This window comes from Chryseobacterium proteolyticum (assembly GCF_046591535.1).
Lineage (GTDB): Bacteria > Bacteroidota > Bacteroidia > Flavobacteriales > Weeksellaceae > Chryseobacterium > Chryseobacterium proteolyticum.
Genome location: NZ_JBJLWK010000001.1, coordinates 182335 through 206022, shown reverse-complemented (window position 1 = coordinate 206022; position 23688 = coordinate 182335). Strand labels below are relative to the sequence as shown.

The 23688-nt window shown below is 39.4% G+C and carries 3 protein-coding genes; all 3 read right to left on the bottom strand.

All coding sequences use genetic code 11. From position 1 onward, the window contains the following. Positions 1 to 80: 80 nt before the first annotated feature. Positions 81 to 8603 carry an amino acid adenylation domain-containing protein gene (locus ACJ5H0_RS00710; protein ID WP_411246745.1) on the bottom strand — a complete coding sequence of 2841 codons (8523 nt, stop codon included), beginning with the start codon at positions 8601 to 8603 and terminating at the stop codon, positions 81 to 83. 64 nt (positions 8604 to 8667) lie between these two features. Beyond that, the gene (locus ACJ5H0_RS00705; protein WP_411248037.1) at positions 8668 to 20586 is read right to left on the bottom strand and encodes an SDR family NAD(P)-dependent oxidoreductase; all 11919 of its coding nucleotides are present in this window, start codon (positions 20584 to 20586) and stop codon (positions 8668 to 8670) included. A gap of 41 nt (positions 20587 to 20627) precedes the next feature. Next, positions 20628 to 23669, bottom strand: a complete 3042-nt coding sequence (locus tag ACJ5H0_RS00700; protein ID WP_411248035.1) for a type I polyketide synthase — start codon at positions 23667 to 23669, stop codon at positions 20628 to 20630. Positions 23670 to 23688 lie beyond the last annotated feature (19 nt).

The window sequence follows — 23688 nt, the reverse complement described above, 5'->3', positions numbered from 1 at the left end:
CCCATAATCATTTTCTTGTGTGTTAAAATAATTTTTGGCATGGGTGTTTCATATGTCTTATTGTGTGTTTATTGTGATTATTAAAGTGTCTGTTTTATATTTTCTTCGGTATTTATTTTAGTTAACCATTCTGTACAATATGGTGTATTCACAATGGTAAAGTGATTGGCCTCTGTAGGGATGATCTGCACATCGCTGAAATATTGATCCCAGCCTGCAGCAGCTCCCTGATCTCCCCAATCTTCGCCTGAAAGTTTCGTATTATCTGCCTCTACGAAAATTAAAGTTTGATCCAGCTTTTCTTCCATCTTGTAAACCGCTGAAATAGAGGCCCGGAATACCTCCCACATTCTGGCTACTGTTTTAGCTGGAAGTGTATGGACTGTATCACAGATAAATGGCATATAATCCTCTTGCGGCAGTTGTTTCACAAGCTCTTCTACGGCATCGTCACTCAACCATGGCTGACTGAATTGGATCAGTGATCTGAAATAAGTTCCCAATTTTTGAGCTTCCTCTAAGGAATTGAAAGAAGAAAGCGGATCTGTGAAGCAATCCAGGAAAATAACCTTGTCGATTTCGATGGCCAATTCCTTCGCCTGTCTGATCATCTCATAGATTACAATACCACCATAACTGTGTGCCAATAAATTGATACCTCCAATGACTCCCGTCTGTTTAATCTGTTCCAGGTTATAAGATGCCATTGTTTCAATACTTGTATTAGGAGCTTCATCCGCTGTGATCCCCTTCATCTGCAGTCCATAAACAGCTCCTTCCCCAGGTAAATTACCTGCCAGGGTAAAGTAACCTTCTGTTGACCCAAGCGCACCTGGAATAACAAAAGTTACTTCTTCCATATTTCCTTCTCTTAATGTTAAAACAGATTCTTCACAGGACTCTTCATTACCATTGATCAGTATTTTAATTCCTGCAATCGTTGGATTCTTCATGATGTGGATCAGCTGAATGTCTTTATCAAATGCAGTATTGATCTTATGGGCCAACTGAATCATCGTTAATGAGTTTCCACCCACATCGAAAAAATCATCATGAATACCTACCCTATTTAATTTTAATAGCCTGATCCATATCTCCGCCAGCTTATGTTCTGCTTCATCCGATGGTGCTGTAAACTCACTTTGATTAATATCATTTGGATCAACGCTTGGCAAAGCTTTCCGATCAACCTTACCGTTAGAAGACAACGGAATTTTATCTATTTCAATGAATATGGAAGGAACCATATATTCAGGCAGATGAGCTCTTAAATGCTTTTGCATTTCTTCTTTGTCAAAAACATCATTCGCTACGACATACGCGACCAGTCTTTTATTTCTGTTATCATCTTCTACTGTTAGAACCAAGCCTTGTTTTACGAGCGGCGATAACTGCAAAATAGTTTCCACCTCTCCTAACTCAACTCTGAATCCATTGATCTTAACCTGTCCGTCCTGTCTTCCAAGGAATACAATAAATCCGTCAGGATGCTGACAGCCAATGTCTCCGGTACGATATAATTGTTTCTGCATTCCGGGATGTTCAATAAAACTGGCAGCTGTTTTTTCTGGATCCTGGTGATAGCCTTTAGCTACCCCAATTCCGCCGATATAAATATCTCCGGGTACATTCACAGGACAAGGAGAAAGGTTGGTATCTAAAACATACATTTCCTGATTGCCCAAAGGATACCCATAAGGAATACTCTTCCATGACGGATCGATCTCACCGATCGGATAATGAATAGACCATATAGAACCTTCTGTTGCTCCACCAAGGCTGATCACAGCACTGTCCGGATTGATCTTTTTTATTCTGCCCGGTACATCCAAAGGAATCCAGTCTCCACTCATCCAGTACATTCTTAAGCTGGAAAGATGCATTTCAGAAGTATCTTCCTGTCTTTCTATCAACAAATTCACGATCTGAGGTACTGAATTCCAAACGGTCACCTGTTCTTCTTTCACATAACGAAGCCAGATATCGGGATTCAATCCTTCTGTTTCCAAAGGTAGGATCAATGTTGCTCCACAGGCAAATGTTCCAAAAATATCGTAAACAGAAAGGTCAAAGTTGAGATCGGATATTCCAAATACCTTATCGTCTGAAGTTATACCAAATCTTGCATTCATATCATACAAGGTATTGACAGCCCCACGATGATCGATCATTACCCCTTTCGGTTTTCCGGTAGATCCTGAAGTAAAAATAATATAAGCCAATTCTGTATCCGGAACTTTTACGGTTTCATGATCCGATGATTCTTCGGCAAAAGTGCTTTCTTCCAGAAGGATTATTTTCACTTCCTCAGAGCAGCTTACCTTATCCATATAATCCGGTTGTACCAAAACGATAGTGGATTCCGTCTGTTTAATCAATTCATTCATCCTGTTTTCAGGCAGGCTGCCTTTAACAGGAATATAATGTCCACCAGCTTTCAGAATTCCCAATACGCCCCAAACCTGCTCTACACTTTTATGAGAAACCATCGCTACAGGAGCATTAGCAGGAAGGCCTGATTTTACAAGTGCCCCCGCTAAACGATTCGCCATTTCATTTAATTCAGCATACGTAATTCGTCTTCCATCGTGTACTACTGCAATTTGATCGGGAGTTTTAAGAACCTGTTCTTCGAAAAGATCAGATAATGTTTTATGTTTCGGATATTCAACCGCTGTGTCATTTCTTTCGTAAAGGAAGTAATTGATTTCTTCTTTAGATAGAACTTCATACGTTTTTATCTGTCTTGCTGTATTTTCCAGAACACCATTCATTAGCTCCATGAAATATCCCATATGTTGTTGTATCAGCCCCGGACTGAATACATCCTGATCATATTTCAGGCTTACAATGATTTCTTTTCTCAGATCCTGTATTTCCAAAGAATACACGTGAGCCGTTTCCTGATATACTTCATCATAAATTTCAATACCTGAACCACCTCCCGTTAATATTTCATCAAAGATGTTCTGATAAATGAATGATACTTTGAATGGTGTTTCTCTATTACCGGAACGGTCTAAATTCAGATCTGATAATAATTTAGGCAAAGGATAAGCTGCATGAGACATTCCATTGATCATTCCTTTTTGAATATTTTTCACCAACTCTGCAAAAGTCTGGTTTACAGACACTCTGTTACGCAATATCATCATATTGACATAATAACCAATACTGTTTTCATACTCCTTTTTAGGACGTCCTGCAGTCGGCATCAAGATCAATAGGTCTTCCTCTGTGGTCAACTTATGAAGTAGCATTGCATAGATCCCTGAGAATAAGACAGAAAGATTGACTTTCAGCTTTTTACCTAATTCTTTGAGCTGATCTACTTTCTCCTCACCAAGCTTTATTCTTTCAATACCAATCGTAGTTGTTTTGGTACTGTTCTGCTTGTACAAATCATAAGGCAAATTAATTATGGGTAGTGTTCCAGATAAGTTCTTTTTCCAATACGCCAGACTTTTCTCTCCTTTCTTACTTAGAATGAAATTCTTTTCCCATTCTACATAACTGAAATAGGCAAAATCAGGTTCTTTAGCCACTATTTTTTCTCCGTTTAAAAGTTTTTGGCATTTTTCAAAAAGAGAAGCTATAAACACAGAGCTTGACATTCCATCAAAAATGATATGATGAAATACCAATAGAATATAATTATTATGGGCTGCAAGGTCTCTTCTGACATATAATCTTACCGGTAATTCTGTCTCCAGATTGAATGGTTTTCTTACCAGATTCCATGAAACTTCATTGATGTTCTGACCTTCAGCAAGCTCTTGATCATCCACTTCAACTTCTGATACATTTTGAATTTGATTATAAATCTCTCCGGTTTCATCAGTAAGAAAACGGGACTTAAGAACCGGATATTCATCAAGCGTTAGCTGAAATGCTTTTTTCATGACATTATAATCGATGGTTCCCGGAATAATAAACGATACAGGAACATTATAATTTGTATTTTCAGGTTCCAGTTGCTGTATAAACCAAAGTCCTTTCTGACCTTCTGAAAGCGGATATCTTGGTGATTCTTCCTCCTGAATTTCTTCTACATCAGTGATGGTACTATCCGATAATGCTTCAGGCTGATGAACGGCTGTTATTTTCTCCTGATATTCTTCGAGAAGGAAATCAGCCAGATCATTTATCGTTGGATAATTATAGAAAACAGCAGGAGTCAGGTCCGTATCATAGAAATCATTGAGTTCATTAGAATACTTGATCAGTAAAATGGAGTCAAATCCGTAATCACTCAGTTTTTCATCCCTTTCAATATCGCTTTCGGATAATTTCAACAGCTGAGCCGTGATCTCCAATAATTTTGATGCGACCTTATCCTGTAATTCAGCACTTTTAGGCATAGCATGCGCTTGTACCTGTTTCTGTTTTACTACTAATCTGTTCAGTAATTGAGATCGTATTTTATCAACTTTTCCATAGGTTACGATTCCCTGGGTGTAACGGCTTCCTAATAACTGATCAAAAATGTTAATTCCAACCGACTTAGGTAAAGGAGACAATCCATATTGTTTGTCTAAATATTCCTGACTGGTCTCGTCCATTACCATTCCACCTTCTTTCCAGAATGGCCAATTAATGCTGATCGTTTTCCCTTGTCGTTTCCCTTTATTGCGCTCAGATTCCCTGTACACGGCATAATTATCCAGATAGACATTAGCGGCTGCATAATCTGCCTGGCCTGCATTTCCTGTGATGGCGGCTAATCCGGAAAACAGCACCATAAAATCAAGAGCTTCATCTTTGGTCGCTTCGTCAATGTTCTTAACGCCATTTACTTTAGCAGCAAAAACTTTTTCAACTTCATCAGGAATTTTATTGACAATCAAACTGTCCTGAGTTACCCCTGCACTGTGGATGATTCCATCTATTCGGTGGTATTTTTCTTTAATCTGATCCAGTAAACTCACAACCTCTTCTTTATTATTCACATCACAACTGAAGTAATCTCCATGAGCAAGACCCGCAATGAAAGCTTCTTTTTCTTCATCTAGCTGACCTCTACCTGTTAAGATTACTTTCGTTTTTGGTATTTTGTTGATGTGGGTAGCGAATAATCTGCCTATTCCTCCTGCTCCCCCTATGATCAGATACACTCCGTCTTCTTTAATTTTTAATCCGTCATTATCCGAAATATTAATTTCGTTAATTTTTTTCACTTTTCTAAGCCCGGACTCATAACGGATCTCTGCATCGGCAGTACCTAGTTCTGTCTGTAAAATTGAGGTCAGTTCCGGTGCATCTTTTACAGAAAGTCGATCCACACTGATGATCTTCCCTGTGATTCCCGGATTTTCAAGACTTGCTGTTTTGAGCAGTCCCGATATAAAGCCGTAATCCAGGTAATCTGCAATACAGCAAACGATTAATAAATGGGACGTATTTTTCTCTAATGCTCTTTTTTTAATTACAGACATCACATCAATCAGGTAATCTTCGGCAACTGCCCCATCGATCGTTGTGGTTTCAATTCCCAATTCTGTTTTAAGATTTTCCGCAAGTTGTGCCGGGCTGTCTACCAACAAGACCATTGGAATCGCTTCGTTATCATGTCCGGCAAAGCTTTCTGCAGCACATTCTTCCCAATTCATCGTAAATATGCAGGCATCTGTTGCAGCATCCGACCATTCTGTTTTCTCAGTTCCATCTACCGGAAGGGTAACAAAATCATGGAAACTCATCAATACTTTTCCATGATCATCCAGAATATCTACATCATAGATAATTACAGCTCCATTTCCCTGATTGGCTTTGCTTTTTCTGGCATAACTCCAGATATTAAGAGGCAGTTCTTCATAGAATACAACTTCTTTAACACTAAATGGAAGCTGAGTAACCGGTTTTTTATCGATAAAGCCCATTCCCATACAGGTTTGCAATGCACTATCCAAAAGACCCGGAGAAACACTGAATCCTTGTAATTTTGGTAATGTAATCTTCGACAATGCTTCTGTGGATGAGAAATACATATGCTCAATTCCCATGAAACTATCTCCGTATTGAAGTCCCATCTGTCTGAAAATATCATAACATGTTGCTCGGTCCACACTCTCTGACATTCTGTTTTGAATAGATGTAAGATCAAATGAACTCTTCACTGGCAAAGATTGCGTTGAAATACGACCCTGGCTATGAAGCTGCTCTTGTCCATTCAATGAATAGATATCATAACTAAGTTCTTCATTAATGCTTTTCAAACGAATATGCACCTCTTCTGCCTTTCCATTGACGCGTACAGGACTCATCCATGCGATATTTTTAAGAACGGTTATCTTTTCTGATAAAAGCTGGGTTCCTGAAATTCTTGCCATTTCAAGGTAAGCTACACCCGGTAATATGATCTCATTCTGTATTTTATGATCACTTAAAAATTCTTCGTTTCCTGTAAAAGTACTGGAGAACTGGAAAGATTTAACTGTTGAGGTATTACGATGGATCAGTGGATGCAGATAACTTGTTTGCTGACGGTTGACAGTAGATTTAACCTCCGGAATCCAGTAACTCTGACGGGCAAAAGCATATGTAGGAAGACTGATTTTATTCGGACGTTGTTCCTGGTACAATAAATCCCAGTTGATAGTTATTCCTTTTGTCCATAACACTGCTAACGATTTGATCTCACCATGGGCAATAGCATAGTCAATATATGCCTTACCAGCTCCGCCTTCCAGTAAAAAGTCTGCTTTATCCTTTTTGATGTTTCCCATCATCAGGTTTTCAGTATTCCCTTTCAGGAATCCATCCAACTGAAGCATCAGATCGGCCTGGTCTGCAGCAAGTAGAGCAAGACGTTCTTCCATCGGTTCTCTTCCGACTTGCAGGGTATAAGCTATATCCTGAATATTAGTTCGTGGATTTCTTTCTAACCAAGACAGCAATTTACTAACCTGATTTTTAAGTCTTTCTGCATTTTTTGCAGAAATAATGATCAATGCCGGTTCGGTAGAAATTGATGACACTTTATTTTCCGGATACTCTTCAATAACCATATGTACGTTCGTTCCACTAAAACCAAAACTGCTGATGGCTGCTCTTCTTGGTGCCTGATTTTCTGTTTTCCAATCAGTTAATTCACTTCCTACCTGGAAAGGGCTATTGACAAGATCAATTAAAGGATTGCATTCTTCAAAATTCAAGGTGGGTACCAATTGTTTATGTTTTAAAGAAAGCATGATCTTCAGAACACCTGCTACTCCTGCAGCAACTAATGTATGACCAATATTGGTTTTAACGCTTCCGATTCTGCAATACTGTGTTTTTTCTGTATACTTTCTGAAAGCATTCGTCAAGGCATCCAACTCAATAGGATCTCCCAGACTGGTTCCTGTACCATGTGCTTCTACATAGCTGATGGTCTCAGGATTGATATTGAACTTTTTATAGACTTCCTTTTCAAGTTCCTGTTGTGCCAGAACACTTGGTGCTGTAATTCCATTTGAAGCTCCATCCTGATTGGTTAAGCTGGCTTTGATCACTCCATAAATTCTGTCTCCATCTCGTTCTGCGTCCGCAAGACGTTTCATGATCACAACTCCTACCCCTTCACCCGGAACAAATCCATCCGCTTTTTTATCAAAAGTATGGCATTGTCCTGTGGAAGACATCATTCCGGCTCTGCTGGCCAGAGAATAAAAACCAGGCGTTGTCATGATATTGATTCCTCCCGCAATAATCAGGTCGGTTTCTCCTTTTTGTAAGCTGCTGCACCCCATATCCATCGCCAAAAGAGAACTTGAGCACGCTGTATCCACAGAAATTGCAGGTCCCTTCAGATCTAAGAAATAAGATATTCTTGCTGCTAATACAGCACTGGAATTCCCCCACATTACTGAAGCTTCCTCACATTCCCGGATATTGTAATCACTTGGAGCCACTCCTGCATATACTCCACACTTGCTGCCTTTTAAACTTTTCGGATTAATCGCTGCATCTTCAATGGCTTTCCAGCAATGCTCCAGGAACAAACGCTGTTGCGGATCCATCATTTCGGCCTCATTTCCTGAAATCTTAAAGAAAACAGGGTCGAATTTATCAATATCCCGTAAAAAACTGCCTGTCCATTTTGGTCCTTCATTGTGAGTATATCCCTGCCATCTGTCTGCAGGTACATCACCGATCAGACTTTTTCCATTTTTCAAAACTTCCCAAAATGCATCCAGATCGTTGGCAGCTCCAAACTGTCCGCTCATCCCAATGATGGCGATATCATTTTCATGGCGATATACTGGTTCCTGAGCTTTAACAGGGGCAGTAAATCTTGTTTTCAAAGGTGTTTCCACTTCACGAACTGAAGCTTGAACTGAAGTTTCAACAGCCACTTCAACTTGTAATGCTTCGCTAAAGTTCTGCATTAAATGCTCAGCAAGCTGCTGGATGGTTCCATAGCTGAAAATATCTGTAGATTTCAGATCCACCTTCAGTTTTTCATTGATATTTTTGATGAGTTCCATACTCAGGATGGAATCAAAACCATAATCCATAAACTGGCATTCTATATCAAAATCACCTGGTGGAAGTTTGATTAAATCGGCAGCTATTTTGGTCAGCTGTTGGATCAGGCTATTATTATCTATTGTTTTTTTCATAACAGGCATTTTCTGTTTTGGTGCTGCTGTAGTCTGTTGTATAACAGGAGCCACCATTTTGATTTCATGTTTTTTTTTCTGGTTGTTTTATTTCGGAAATGATCTTTCCATCGCTGGTAGCACAAATGATCTGTTGTGAAAGGACTTCTCCCTGAGGATAGCTTATTGCTTGAAGATAACCCGTTTCTTTCAACACATTTTGCCAGCTTTCTGATGATAGTCCAGGACTTCCGTTTAATCGTATTCCGCGGTCTTCATACAGCCACCATCCGTCTAATAATCCGAAAGTTAATGTGGTAAATATTTCTGTGCGTGCTATTTCATTCATGATCAGTAGGCCATCCTGTTTTAATAAAGCTTTGATATTATTCAGGGTTACGGCCATGTTTTTAGTGGCATGCACTACGTTAGCACCAATCACGATATCATAACTGCCTAGTTCTATCTGCTGATCGGAAGGATCCGATTCTATATTCAAAATAGCTGTTTCCAGATACGGTGCCATTGTTTTAAACTGTTGCTCTGCATAATGAAGGAAACTGTGTGAAAGGTCCGTGTATAAGTAGAAAAGATGGTCTTTATAAGGTTCCAATGCTCTAAAAACAAATTGGCTTGTTCCTCCTGTTCCTGCTCCTACTTCTAATATTCTGATCTTTTCACCCGGTTTCAAATAAGGAATACTGGCAGCAACACTATTTTTGATGATCCCTGTCAACAAATCGTTAAAGTAATCGGATTGCGCATTTCCTTTATAAATACCGCTTACATAGTCCATGCTTCCTCCAGGAAACATCACTGAAGTAGCCTGTATCTTTCCTGTTATGATTTCTATGAAGGACTCCAGACAAATCTTAAGCAGTGTTCCATGAGGACGGTATTCCTGTCCCTTCATCACAAGCTCACTCATCTGCTGTTCGAAATCAAAATCATTAAGAGCGTCTTTTGTTTCTTCAGCCACAAAAATCTGAGTGTCTTTTACGGTTACATATCCTTTTGTCTCCAATAAATGAATCAAAACAAAAAATAACTGTTCGTATTTATCACTAATGGAAAGTTGAGATCTTAAACTACTGATTGTTTGACCCGTAGTCTGCTTTTCTTCCAGTCCAAGTTGAAGTAATACTTTCAAGATTCCTTTACAGCAAAGCATTTCAAATATCTGATCCTGCTCATCTGCTTTTGGATAAATAAGAGCATCCGCTTCTTCCATTTGTAATACGGAACTGGATTTGACTTGTGAAATCTCCTTCTCATGATGCATGGTAGGCATAGCAGCAGCCGTTGCAGCAGAGAGTTTCAAAGCAACGATCTGTTGTTCATTGTTGTTTAACACGGTTTCAAGCAAGTGCATTCCCTCTTCCGTCTCTATGCTTTCAATACCTGCCTTCTTCATTTTTTCTTTATAACCATCGGCTGCTACAATACCGATCTCGCCCCAATATCCCCAATTGATGATCCTAACAGGGATATTCAACAGATGGTTCACATTAAGCGCATAACTATCTTTAAACGAACATCCTGAAGCATAATTAGCTTGTCCAGGAGCATGTACCAAAGATTGTGCTGAGGAATAGAAACAGATAAAATCAAGGGGTTCGTTTTTGAATGTCTGTACCAAATTCTGACTGGACAGAGATTTAGGCATGAACGCTTTTTTAAAATCATCTTCAGTCATATTTTTCAAAAGCATATCATGCAATACAATCGCTGAGTGAAACAGACCGTGAATCTCGCTGTGATTTTCTTTAATTAATTTATAAGCTCTTTCAACCTGTTTTGGGTCAGTAGCATCACATGAGTAATAATCAGGTTTTTGTCCCAGTTTGGCAATTTCTTCCTGAGCCATCATAATTGCTTCATCAGCGACTCTTCTTCCCAACCAGATGATCTTCGCCTGATAGTTCTTTGCCAGGTATTCTGTAGTTGCTTTTCCTAATCCTCCTGCACCCCCTAGCAATACATAAGTTCCCCCGTTTCTAAACGTTGAAGCATTTACTTCAGGTAATACAATAGGATACAAATGCTGTCTGTAATAATGCCCGTTTCTCAAAGCAGTAACTGCATTTTCTTTATTATCAAGACTGATTGTAAATAGATCTGTCCAATTAATTTCCGCAGGATTTTTCAATGCAGATACATCCAGATCAATCCGGTTAACTGACCATTGAGGCTGTTCTTTTATCAAGGCTCCTGTCATTCCTATCATACCACTTCCTGCAGAAGTTACCTTACTATCCGGCAAAACTTTCTGTGTATTAGAAGTGAATACGGTAAGTTTCAAGTCTTTGATTCCTGCATCTAATAATTGTTTTATGCTAGTAAATACGGCCAATTCTCTTGCAGAATGATCATCCATTAATGCATCATCACCTATTTCAGTTAATCCCTGTAAAAGATAAACACCTGCTACATCATCAGGAATTGCATCTAAAGTTTCTGTAGTGGTCACCTCCGCACCTTGATTCATTAGCCATTTTCCAAGTTCTTCACCAAATACCGGAACTGAACCTCCGGTAACAAGGATCTGTTTTCCTTCAATTAAAACTGAAGCTTCCGGCTGGGTAATTATCCTGTCCCACATAGGTTTGTGAGCAATGGATGAAGCTTTACCCGAAGTGCTTTGAAAGGTAACCTGAGGTGACAATACCAAATCCCTGAAATGCAGTAAAACAGTTCCCTCTTCATCCATAATATCCATTTGGAAACAGAAAGTTCCACTTTGCTTTTTCTCAAATGTTGCATGGCACCAGATCACTGAAGGTAATGTTCCAAAAATGGTTATTTCAGCAGCATCTGAAGGCTGATAAAGAGATTGTTCTCCCTGACTTAACAGCCAACCCGTACTGGTTTGTACGATATTATCCAATACTCCCGGAGAAAGAATAAATTCATCAGTAACCGGTAATACGATTTTTGCCAATGCATCAAGTTTATCGAAATACAATATTTCCACTCCCTGAAAGTCAGCTGCATAAGTCTTACCTGCTTTTGCAAACAAGCTGTAAAGTGCCTCTTTTTCAAGAGAATACTGATAGTATTGTATTAAATCTTCAATATTCTTTTGATCATGGGGCTGTTGAAATTCCGTATTCAGTAAGCCCTGACCATTAAGCTGTGGTTTATTTTCTTTATGTTTTGTGTAGATCTCATACCCGATTTCATTTCCTGCATTAAAGAGGTTAATCTGAACATTGGCAGGAACTCCGTTTACTCTGATCGGATCAACCCATGACACATTCTTCAATTGGGTAATACGCTGACGTAAACTTCTTTCCCCGGCTTCTCTTGCCAGCTCTAACAAAGCGGAAGATGGCAGTTCTTTATAATTGGTGATCTCACATTGTGTCAAGAAATCTTCTTTTCCCGTATAGGTGCTGATAAATTTCTGCTCATTCAGATCAGAATCATTGCTGTGCAATAATGGGTGCAGATTATTCTGACCATATTGTACAATTCCGTCGTTAACGATAGGAATCCAATATCGATCTTTTATAAATGGATAAGCCGGCAAACTGATTCTTGAAGGAAATCCTTTAGGATAAAGAGAACTCCAGTCTGTATCCACTCCATTCACCCAAGCCATTGCTATAGAAAGCAAATCTTTTGTGTGCTGGATGTAGTTTTCATCTTTTTTACGAATATTTCCTCTGATTGGATTCATTGTTTTTTGATCCAGATAATCGCTTAACTGAACCATCAGATCTTCTTTATCAGTCGCAATGAATGCCAGCCTTTCCTCCATTTCCTCTCTACCTACCTGTAAGGTATAGGCAACATCATATAAATCTGCCTGACTGTTTTTTTCTAAGAAATTTTTCAGATTCTCCACCTGGATGGCAATTCTGCTGGCATGTTTTGCAGACAATGCAATGATCACAGGCATTTTATAGTCCAATTTCCTGGCTGGTAAAGCTGCATATTCTTCAATGATGATATGAGCATTGCTTCCTCCTGCGCCAAATCCACTGATCCCGGCGATACGAGGTTTCCCTTCATTTGTTGGCCATGCTTCAAGCTCCTGCTGTACTTTAAAAGGACTGTTTTCAAAATCAATATCCGGATTTAGAACAGCGGAATGTAATGAAGGAACCAACTGCTGATGCTTAAGCTGTAAGATCACTTTGGTTAATCCTGAAATTCCTGCTGCCGATTCACAATGTCCGATATTGGATTTGACAGAACCGATGCTGCAAAACTGTTTTTCTGTAGTTTCAAATGCTCTGTTCAGTCCTGCTATTTCGATCGGATCTCCAAGACTAGTTCCTGTCCCATGGGCTTCTACATAGCTTAAATCACTTGCCTTAACTCCACTTTTCTCGATCGCAGCTTTAATTACTGCAGCCTGAGCTTTTGGATTTGGAACGGTATATCCATTCGTTTTACCGCCGTGATTTAATGCGGTTCCTTTAATTAAACCATAAATATGGTCACCATCTTTAATCGCTTCGCTTACACGCTTTAATAATACCGCTCCAACACCTTCTCCAGGTACATATCCATCTCCACCCATACCAAAGCTTTCACAACGGCCTGCACCAGACACAAAACGTCCCTGGCTCAGCATCAGATATTTATTTGGATGTACGCTAATGTTTACTCCTCCGGCAACAGCCACATCGGTATTTCCAACAATCAGATCATTACATGCTAAATGAATAGCCGTTAAGGAAGAAGAGCACATCGTATCAACGGCCATACTCGGACCATTGAAATTAAAGAAGTATGAAATTCTGTTGGCAATACTGCTTGCTATACCGGCCGGCGTTACAAAATTCCCTTTCATTCTTTCCTCAGCACCAAATAACTGGTATTCTTCATACATTACTCCGGCATAGACTCCGATTTTCTTAGCAATTCCGGTTTCGGCATCTTCTGAACGTATACTGTCACGGGTGTATCCCGCATCTTCTATCGTTTCCCATACGGTCTGCAGGAAAAGACGTTCCTGAGGATCCATCAATTCTGCTTCTCTTGGTGAGATACTGAAAAATAAGGGATCAAACTTATCAATGTCATTCATAAACCCACCCCATTTGCTGTAGCTTTTTCCAGGGCGACCTTTTTCTTCATGATACATTTCATCTGCATTCCAACGGTCCGCCGGAACCTGTGTGATACAGTCTTTTCCGATTTTAAGATTCTCCCAGAATTCTTCCAGGTTATTGGCATCCGGATAACGTCCGCTGATACCGATAATGGCAATATCTTCGTTGATGTTTTTATTCCCAGATTGTTGTTGTACCATTGAAAAACGCTGGCGTCTGTTTTGAACATCAACAGGTCTCTCAGTTTTTATAACTTCTTTTGTCAAAGGTGCCGAAGCTTTAACTACAGCCAATCCTGTTAATTCTAAAAGTAATGAACGATGAGCTTCCATAAAGTAGCCACAAAGCTCTTTCAGGGTCAGGTATTCAAAGAATAAGGTACGGGGTAACTTACCAAATACGTCCTGCAGGCAATTAGAAAGCCTGATCACCAATACGGAATCAATTCCGTACTGCTCAAAAGGAACTTCAGCCTTTAATTTTTCTTCAGGCATTCTCAACTCTTTTGCCAGAAGGCCACGCAGATAGATTATGGACGCATTGTAAAGACTATCATTATTGACAGAAGTTTCTGTTGGTGAATAGGATATTTCTTCTGGTTTCTCCACCAAAACCTTCTCCTCTTTAGTATCTCCAAACAGTACCATTCCCTGGGTAATTCCACTATTCATTAAGCTTTCAAATGCCTTAATACCCACATCAGTTGGCATCGGTGCCAAACCAAAGTGTTGCATCATATAGATTTCAGCTTCAGCACTGATTTGCATTCCGCCTTCTTTCCAGAGTGGCCAGTTAATGCTTAAGGTCTTTCCATAACATCTGCCATTCATACGTTCGCTTTCCCTGTAATGGGCATAATTATCCATCCAGGTATTTGCTGAAGCATAATCCGACTGTCCGGCGTTTCCATTGACACCCGCTACGGAAGAACAAGTGATCATAAATTCTAAAGGAAGATCTTTCGTTGCGATATCCAGATTTCTGGTTCCTTTTATTTTAGCGGCAAAAACTTCTTTTACTTCCTTTTTTGTTTTCTGAAGGATCATACTGTCACGGATCACTCCTGCGCTATGAATAATACCATCAAGCTTCGTATGTTTTTCAATAATATGTTGAATAAGATCATTGGCTGCTGACTCATCACTGATGTCACAAGGATAATACAATGCATTATCTAATTGATCAACAGCTTTTTGTTGAGAAGGGTTCAACTGTGGACTTCTGCCAGTTAAAATTATTGTTACCCCTTCTGTTTTATTAAGATATTCTGCAAAGATCAACCCTAATCCACCAGCCCCGCCAGTAATCAGATATACTCCGTCTGACTTGATGTGAACGGGAGCTGTGTAAGAATCAATCAACCTATTTTCCATTGATCTTACCTCGCGCTTTCCTGCTGAATAACGCACTTCATGGTCTGGATTCTGTTTTTCATTCATCAAAATACCACCCAATTCTTCAAGATTTTGAAATGCCTGATCTTCTATGCTGATCAGTTTTCCCGTAATTCTAGGATTTTCCTGGGTTAACGTTTTTAGTAAACCAGTAATAAAACCATACTGATAATACTGATCCTGACTACAAGCAACGACAATATGAGTTGCCTTTTTATGAGGCATTACTGTTTTTGCCAGAGAAAGCATATCCATAAAGAAATCTTCCTCTTTTACTGTATTAATGGCCGTAACCGTTAATGAGAAATGATTGTAAAGATCATCGGCCATGGTCCCGGATCCTCCTGCCAATATGATGATCGGCATTGTATCTCTAAGAGATTGTACAGGTTCTGGCTGATACTTCCAATGATCAGCTAATAAGCTAAGTCCTTTCGGAGCCATTTCGGTATCATTAACACTATCATTGGCTACAAAACCATTCACAGGTAACAATACCAATTCTTTGAAACGAAGAACAACCTGTCCTTGATTATTCAAAAGATCAATGTCATAGCTGCTAATTCTCTTCCCTGCTTTATTTTTCTTAATGTGACACCACAATTCATCTGTTAAATCCTGATACAACTCTATTTCAACTACGCTAAATGGCAATAAAATCTCTTTGGTGCTTTTTGCCAGCTGCATTCCTATGCATGATTGTAATGCACTGTCCAGAACTCCCGGAGTTAAAACCAAAGCTCGATCCTTTGGTAAGGAAACTCTTGATAAAACTTCGTCTTCATCATAATACATCTCCCGGATGCCACGGAAACTTTTACCATAGTCTAATCCAGATTCCTGGAATAAAGTATAACAGTCACTTCGACTTATTGTATGGGCTAATCCTGCTTTGATTGTTTTTATATTTTTCTGTTCAGGAATGAACAATTCATCAGTAGATAAAATCCCTCTGCAATGTACCTGTTCGGCATCGTCCTGGGTATAGACTTCAAATTCTATTTCATTCTCTGAAGTAAACACACTGGTAAAAACAGTTTGCACCTTATCGTTGATCTGAATTGGATGTAACCAGCTAACCTCTTTTAATTTTGTAATTTTTGCCTGTAAAGATTGCTCGCCTGCTTCTCTTGCCAACTCCAGATAAGCAACTCCCGGTAATGTCTTAACATCATGTACCAGATGATCCGTTAAAAACAATTCTTTCCCTGTAAAAATGCTGGTAAACTGCTGTTCTTTAAGGTTAGAAGTATTAGTATGCAATAAAGGGTGAAGTTTTGAACCTGCTTTTAATACTAATTCTCCGTCTCCTTTTGGAAACCAGTAACGTTCATTCGCGAAAGGATAAGATGGTAAACTAATAACAGACGGCTTGGCATCATTGTAAATCAGATTCCAGTCAATATTGACACCTTTCACCCATAACTGAGCTAAAGAATGACTCTCTTTTTCTCTAATGATGCTTTCCAGATAAGCCATCCCAGACTTTCCTTCCAGAGAAATTCCCAGTTGATCATTGTGGATATTCCCGATGTATAAATTCTGTGTATTCTTTTCCAGATAACAAGACAGCTGAGAAAGCAAGTCTTCTCTATCTTCTGCAATAAAAGCCAGTCTTTCTTCCATTGTTTCTCTTCCCGTTTGAAGGGTGTAAGCAAGATCATCAAGATTGATTTCGGAATCGTTTTCAATATGCTTTTTGAGGTTCTTGACGATAACCTGAAGCCTGTCTTCATCTTTGGCTGATAATACAATTACCAATGGCATTTGCTGTCTGTAAGCAACATTTTCACCTACATATTCCTCTATGATCAGATGTGCGTTGCTTCCTCCTGCACCAAATCCACTGATTCCGGCAAGCCTTGGTTTATTATTTACAACAGGCCATTCTTCAAGTTCTTGTTGAACTTTAAATGGTGTATTTTCAAATTTTATGTTAGGATTTAGTATCGTAGAGTGCAGAGAAGGTACCAGTTGGCGGTGCTGCATTTGTAACAGAACCTTGGTTAATCCCGATATTCCTGCTGCTGATTCGCAATGCCCAATATTAGATTTTACGGAGCCAATGCTGCAGAATTGTTTGTTTTTAGATTCAAAAGCTTTATTTAATCCTGCTATTTCAATAGGATCTCCAAGACTTGTTCCGGTACCGTGCGCCTCGATATAGCTGAAATCTTCAGCCTTTACACCCGCCTTTTTCATGGCAGCTTTGATGACGGAAGCCTGTGCTTTTGGATTCGGTACAGTATATCCGTTGGTTTTACCTCCGTGATTAAGAGCCGTCCCTTTAATTAAACCATAAATACGATCTCCATCTGCTAATGCCTGACTGTAAGATTTTAGCAATACAGCACCCACTCCTTCACCTGGAACATAACCTTCTCCTCCTTCTCCAAAGCTTTCACATCTGCCTTTACTGGAGACAAACATCCCTTGGCTCAGCATCAGATATTTATTCGGATGTACACTGATATTTACTCCTCCGGCTAAAGCCATTGTACAATTACCATTCTGGATGCTTTCGCAAGCAAGATGTATTGCTGTTAAAGAAGAAGAACACATGGTATCTACTGCCATACTTGGCCCATTCAGATTGAAAAAGTAAGATACCCGGTTGGCAATGCTGCTGATGCTTCCGCCAGGATTTACGAAATTACCTTTCGCATTTTCTTCAGCTCCAAATAAAGGATATTCTTCATACATCACCCCTACATACACCCCTACTTGAGGCTGGGTAGCATCTTTATCTCTTCCTCCTTCCAGTTTCTTTTTAGGATATCCTGCATCTTCAAATGTTTCCCAGGCTGTTTGAAGAAAAAGACGTGCCTGTGGATCCATTAATTCTGCTTCACGAACAGAAATATTAAAAAACAATGGGTCAAAATGATCTATTTCATCAATAAATCCGCCCCATTTGCTATAGCTTTTTCCTGCTTTTCCTTTTTCTTCGTCATAAAAATCTGTAAGATCCCATCGGTTGGCAGGGATTTCTGTAATACTGTCTTTTCCTGATTTCAGGTTATCCCAAAATTCTGAAAGATTTTTAGCCTGAGGATATTTCCCTGAAAGTCCGATAATGGCAATAGGCTCATTAACAACCGATGAATTTCTGCTTGTAGATTTTTCCACAACGTGAAAAGCAGATCTTATATCGCTTTTAACGCCCTCATTGATAGATTTGGAAATAACAGTAGTTTCTTCTGACAATACTGTTTTTACACCAGTAAGCTCGATCAGTTTTTCAGGGTAAGCATCAACGAAAAACTCGGTGACTTCAGCTAATGTTTGGCATTCAAAAAATAAGGTCCATGGGATATTGTTGAAGATGCTTTCCAGACGATTGGTCAGTTTTGTGATCATGATAGAATCGATTCCATACTGTTCAAAAGATGTATCCGGTTCCAGCCTATGATTCTTCATTCTGAGTTCTTTCGTCATTACATCTCCTAAATAGATCATGGACGCGGCATACAATGCTTTATCATTTCCGTCCATTTTCTTTTGGCTGGTCTTAGAAGTTGAAGCCCCATTCATCCATGAGTTCAACTTATCTTCTTCTCCATATACCACAACGCCTTGCGATGAAATGTTGTTCAACAAAGTTTCAAAAGCGGAAATCCCATCAGAAGTAGGCATTGACCATAATCCAAAATGGCTGGCCATATATTTTTCCTGGTCTGCATCGATCTGCATTCCGCCTTCTTTCCATAAAGGCCAGTTGATGCTTAACGTTTTGCCTGTTCTTTTTCCTTGGTTACATTCTTTCTCTCTGTGGTTGGCAAAATAATCCAACCAGGCATTAGCAGCGGCGTAATCTGCCTGTCCTGTATTTCCAAATACACCTGCTAATGATGAACAAAACATCATAAAATCAAGTTGCTCATCTTTTGTTGCTTGATCTATATGCTGAGCTCCGGTAATTTTAGCAGAGAAGACATCATGAATTTCTGATGTAGTTTTTTTGATAATTAAGCTATCCCGGGTAGTTCCTGCACTGTGAATCACTCCATCCAGATGACCATAGGTATTTTTTATCTTTTTAATTAAATCTGTAACAGACTTTAAATCCGTAACATCACAACGCTCGTACTGTGCATTTCTAAATCCTTTAATTTTTTCCTGTTGCGTAAGGTTTAATTCGCTTCTGCCTGTCAGGATTAATTGTGTTCCCGGTATTGTATTCAAATAATCTGCGAAGATCAATCCCAATCCGCCAGCTCCACCTGTGATCAGGTACACTCCATTTTCTTTGATCTCTGTTTTTAATCCCGGATTTTTATCAGAAATTTCTGTTAAGCTTCTAACTTTTCTTTGCCCGGATTGATAACGTACTTCCGGTTCATGGTTTCTTTGTTCTTCCTGTAAAATCTCTGTCAATTCATCCAGTTCATTGATCGAAATACCTTCTACACCGATTGTTTTTCCCTGTAAAATTTGATTTTCCTGCACCGCTGTTTTTAACATCGCTGAAATGAAACCATATTCAAGCTCGTCTGCAATAGGATAAACAAAATGAATCTTCAGTTGAGCAGACTTTTTATTTTGTATTTCTTCTAAAACCTGTATAAAAACAGACTCTGGTATTCCTTCGTTAATTGTTTTTACTTCACATTCCAATCTTTCGCTTAATTTCTCAGCCAATACAGCAGATCCACCTGCCAATACTACCAATGGAGCATCACCTGTTTCAGTTTTTGATAATCCTGCATTGACCACATCTAAAGCTTCCGCTTTCCAATTATAATTGTATATGTGGAGCTCTGGAATTACATTAACGCTATCATTTGTTTTAGCATTCTTTTCCATAGGTACTACAACAAATTCAGAAAAACGAATTACCAGTTCTCCGAAATTGCTCAATAATTCAATATCATAGCTATTAGCCAGTTTACCGGATCTGTTTTTGGTGACATAACACCAGATCTCTTCCGGAAGCGCCTGGTAAATATTCATTTCTCGGACACTGAAGGGCAGCATCAATTGTTGATTCTGATCCGCAAGGCTAATTCCCATACAGGTTTGCAGCGCACTATCCATCATTCCAGGAGTCCATACAAAGCCTTCTGCCGCTGATAAAGCTATTCTTGATAAAGCTGATTTTCCATTGTAAAAAATTTCCTGGATCCCCTGAAAGGTTTTCCCATATTCAAGCCCAATGGAATTCATTATTTTATAATAATCTGCACCTTCTTTATGGCTTCCGGAATCTTTAAAAAGATCACGAAGATGGTTGATATCTCTTATTTCCGGAAACTGCTGGTCAGCTGTCCCTAAAATACCTTTGGTGTGCAATTGAGTATCGGCTTCACCGCTAAAGATTTCATAGGTTAATCCATCTCCCTGCTCCACGACGTTCATATAAAGCTGAACGGGTGCGTCACTTATCTTAACGGGTTGTAGCCAACTAATGTCCCTGAGTTGAGTAACGTCCTTTCCGGCAACATATTCTCCTGCTGCGCGGGCCATCTCAAGATAAGTGACCCCAGGCAGTACCTTTGTTCCAAGCACTTTATGGTCCGTTAAAAAAAAATTCTTTTCCGTTATATATACTGTTGAATTGGTGTTGTTTAGTCATAATTGGTCAATTAATTTTTATAAGCATGTAAAAGAGGATGTAGTTTTTGTTCATCCCGAACTTGTTTTATAGGCTGTACCTGAATCGTATGTTTTACAGGATCTTCCTCCTTTTTGGCAAACCAGTAGCTTTCCTTTGCAAAAGGATAAGATGGCAAACCGATGATGGATGGTTTATCATCCTGATATAACAGATCCCAATCGATAACCGCTCCTTTGATCCATAATTTCATTAGGGACTCACTTTCCCTTTCCTGGAGAGCACTTTCCAGATAAGCTTTTCCAGCTTTTCCTTCCAGCATGAACCCTGAATCATCCTTACGGACATTTCCTGTAAGCAATTCTTCAAGATTATGGTTCAGATAATTGTTCAGTTGTAAGATCAGATCAGCTTTGCTTTCTGCTAAAAATGCTAAACGCTCTTCCAGTGCGTCTCGTCCTGTCTGTAAGGTATAAGCAAGGTCATAAAGATTGATTTCTGTATTCTTTTCAACAAAATCCTTCAGATCTGAAACCTTCTCCCGAAGTCTGTTTGTATTTTTAGCTGACAATACAATAATTGCTGGTCCGAAAACGTTTCGATTCTCAGGCTGCGGGCTAACATATTCCTGAATAATGATATGGGCATTACTTCCTCCTGCACCGAAACTACTGATTCCAGCGATCCGTGCCTTATTATCTTGTGTTGACCATTCTTCCAGAGACTGTTGTACTCTGAATGGACTGTTTTCAAAATCGATGTTCGGGTTGAGTACTTCAGAATGCAGAGAAGGAACCAATTGACGATGCTTCATTTGAAGCAATACCTTTGTTAATCCTGATATTCCTGCTGCTGATTCACAATGCCCAATGTTCGATTTTACGGAACCTACGCTGCAAAATTGTTTAGCATCAGATTCGAATGCATTCTTTAATCCGGTCAATTCTATAGGATCTCCTAAACTTGTTCCTGTTCCGTGTGCTTCTATATAGCTGAAATCTTCCGGCTGAATTCCTGCTTTTTTCATGGCCGCTTTAATAACCGCAGTCTGAGCTTTTGGATTCGGGACGGTGTAACCATTGGTTTTGCCGCCATGGTTGACAGCTGTTCCTTTAATCACTCCGTAAATACGATCACCGTCAGCAACAGCACGGCTTAAAGGTTTTAGTAACACAGCTCCAACTCCTTCACCCGGTACATAGCCTTCTCCACCTTCTCCGAAACTCTCGCATCGGCCTTTGCTGGAGGCGAATCCACCTTCACTTAAAATTAAAAATTTGTTTTGGTGCAAACTTAAATTGACTCCTCCTGCAACAGCCATTTCTATTTCTCCTGACTGTAAATCTTTACAAGCCATATGGATTGCCGTTAAAGAAGAAGAACACATCGTATCTACCGCCATACTAGGTCCGTGGAAATTGAAAAAGTAAGATACCCGGTTGGCAATACCGCTTGGGTTGCCCAGTAAAGCTGTCGGATTTCCTTTTGCTGTTTCTTCTGCTCCGAATAACTGGTATTCTTCGTACATTACTCCTACATATACTCCAACCTGTCCTGACATACCACTTGTTTCATTTACTTTCCCCTGAAGTTTGGTTTTTGTATATCCCGCATCTTCCATGGTTTCCCATACCGTTTGTAAGAAAAGTCTTTCCTGAGGATCCATGATTTCTGCTTCCCTTGGAGAAATATTAAAGAATAAAGGGTCAAAAAGATCAATATCTTTCATAAATCCACCCCACTTGCTATAGGTTTTGCCTTCTTTACCTTTTACAGGATCATAAAAATCGCTGATCTTCCAACGGTCTTCAGGGATTTCTCTGATGCTGTCTTTTCCTGATTTAAGATTCTCCCAAAACTCATCCAGATTCTTAGCATCAGGATATTTTCCACTCAATCCGATAATGGCAATCTCTTCAGATAGTATTAATGATTCAGGAAGTTCTTTTTCAGGAGTTTCTGTTCGTTGATCTACTGCCTTATCAGATGCTGTAGATTGTATATTTTTTACCTGATCTGTAAAGGCTACTTTCTTATGATCAACGGTTGTTGCTGATCCTGTTAGTTTCATAAGTTCATTGCGATGGGTTTTCAGGAAATGAGAAACCAATTCACCCAAGGTCTGACATTCAAAAAATACGGTTCTTGAAACCTTACCGAGTTTTTCTTCCAATAGGTTCGTCAATCTTACGACTATCGTAGAATCGATACCAAATTCTTCAAAAGGAATATCCTTCTGTAATTTAGCCACAGGGATCTTTAAGGTTCCGGCTATCAATGTCCCAATATATTCTATAGATGCTTCATATAAATGGTCATCAGCCTGGGAAACCGGAGTTTCTTTTGCCACTTCTTTTTGAAGTAGTGAACTTCCTTTTTCTATTCCCAGTTTTTCAGGATCTCCATAGATGACAATTCCCTGATTGAAATTGCTGTTCAATAAAGTGTCAAAAGCACGAAGTCCATCAGCAGTCAGCATTGGCCATAAACCAAAATGATGCGCCATATATTTCTCGTGTTCTGTGCTGATCTGCATTCCGCCCTCTTTCCATAATGGCCAGTTGATGCTTACTGTCTTTACTGTTCTTTTTCCACGAAGCCGTTCCATTTCGCGATGTGAAGCAAAATGATCCAGCCACAAATTAGCTGATGCGTAATCCGACTGTCCTGTATTCCCGAATATTCCCGCTAATGATGAAAAATAAACCGTGAAATCAAGATTTTCATTTTTGGTTGCCAGATCAATGTTTTTAGCTCCTTTTACTTTAGCAGAGAAAACATCCCTAACCTCAGCTGCTGTCTTGTGAATCATCAGGCTATCTCTGGTTACCCCAGCACTATGAATAATACCATCAATACGGCCATATTCATTTTTGATTTTTTTCATTAAAGCCGTTACGCTTCCAAGATCAGTAATATCGCATTGTTCGTAAGCGGTGCTGGACAATTTTCTTAATCTACCTTTTTGTGAAGCATTAAGCTCACTTCTGCCGACCAATATTACTTTTGTGCCTGCAGTCTGATTGAAGTAATCTGCAAATAATAATCCCAATCCGCCTGCACCTCCAGTGATCAGATAAACACCATTTTCT

Excerpts from the sequence above, each read along its gene's own strand:
- ACJ5H0_RS00710 (WP_411246745.1), bottom strand. The coding sequence starts at position 8,603 with ATGAAAAAAACAATAGATAATAATAGCCTGATCCAACAGCTGACCAAA.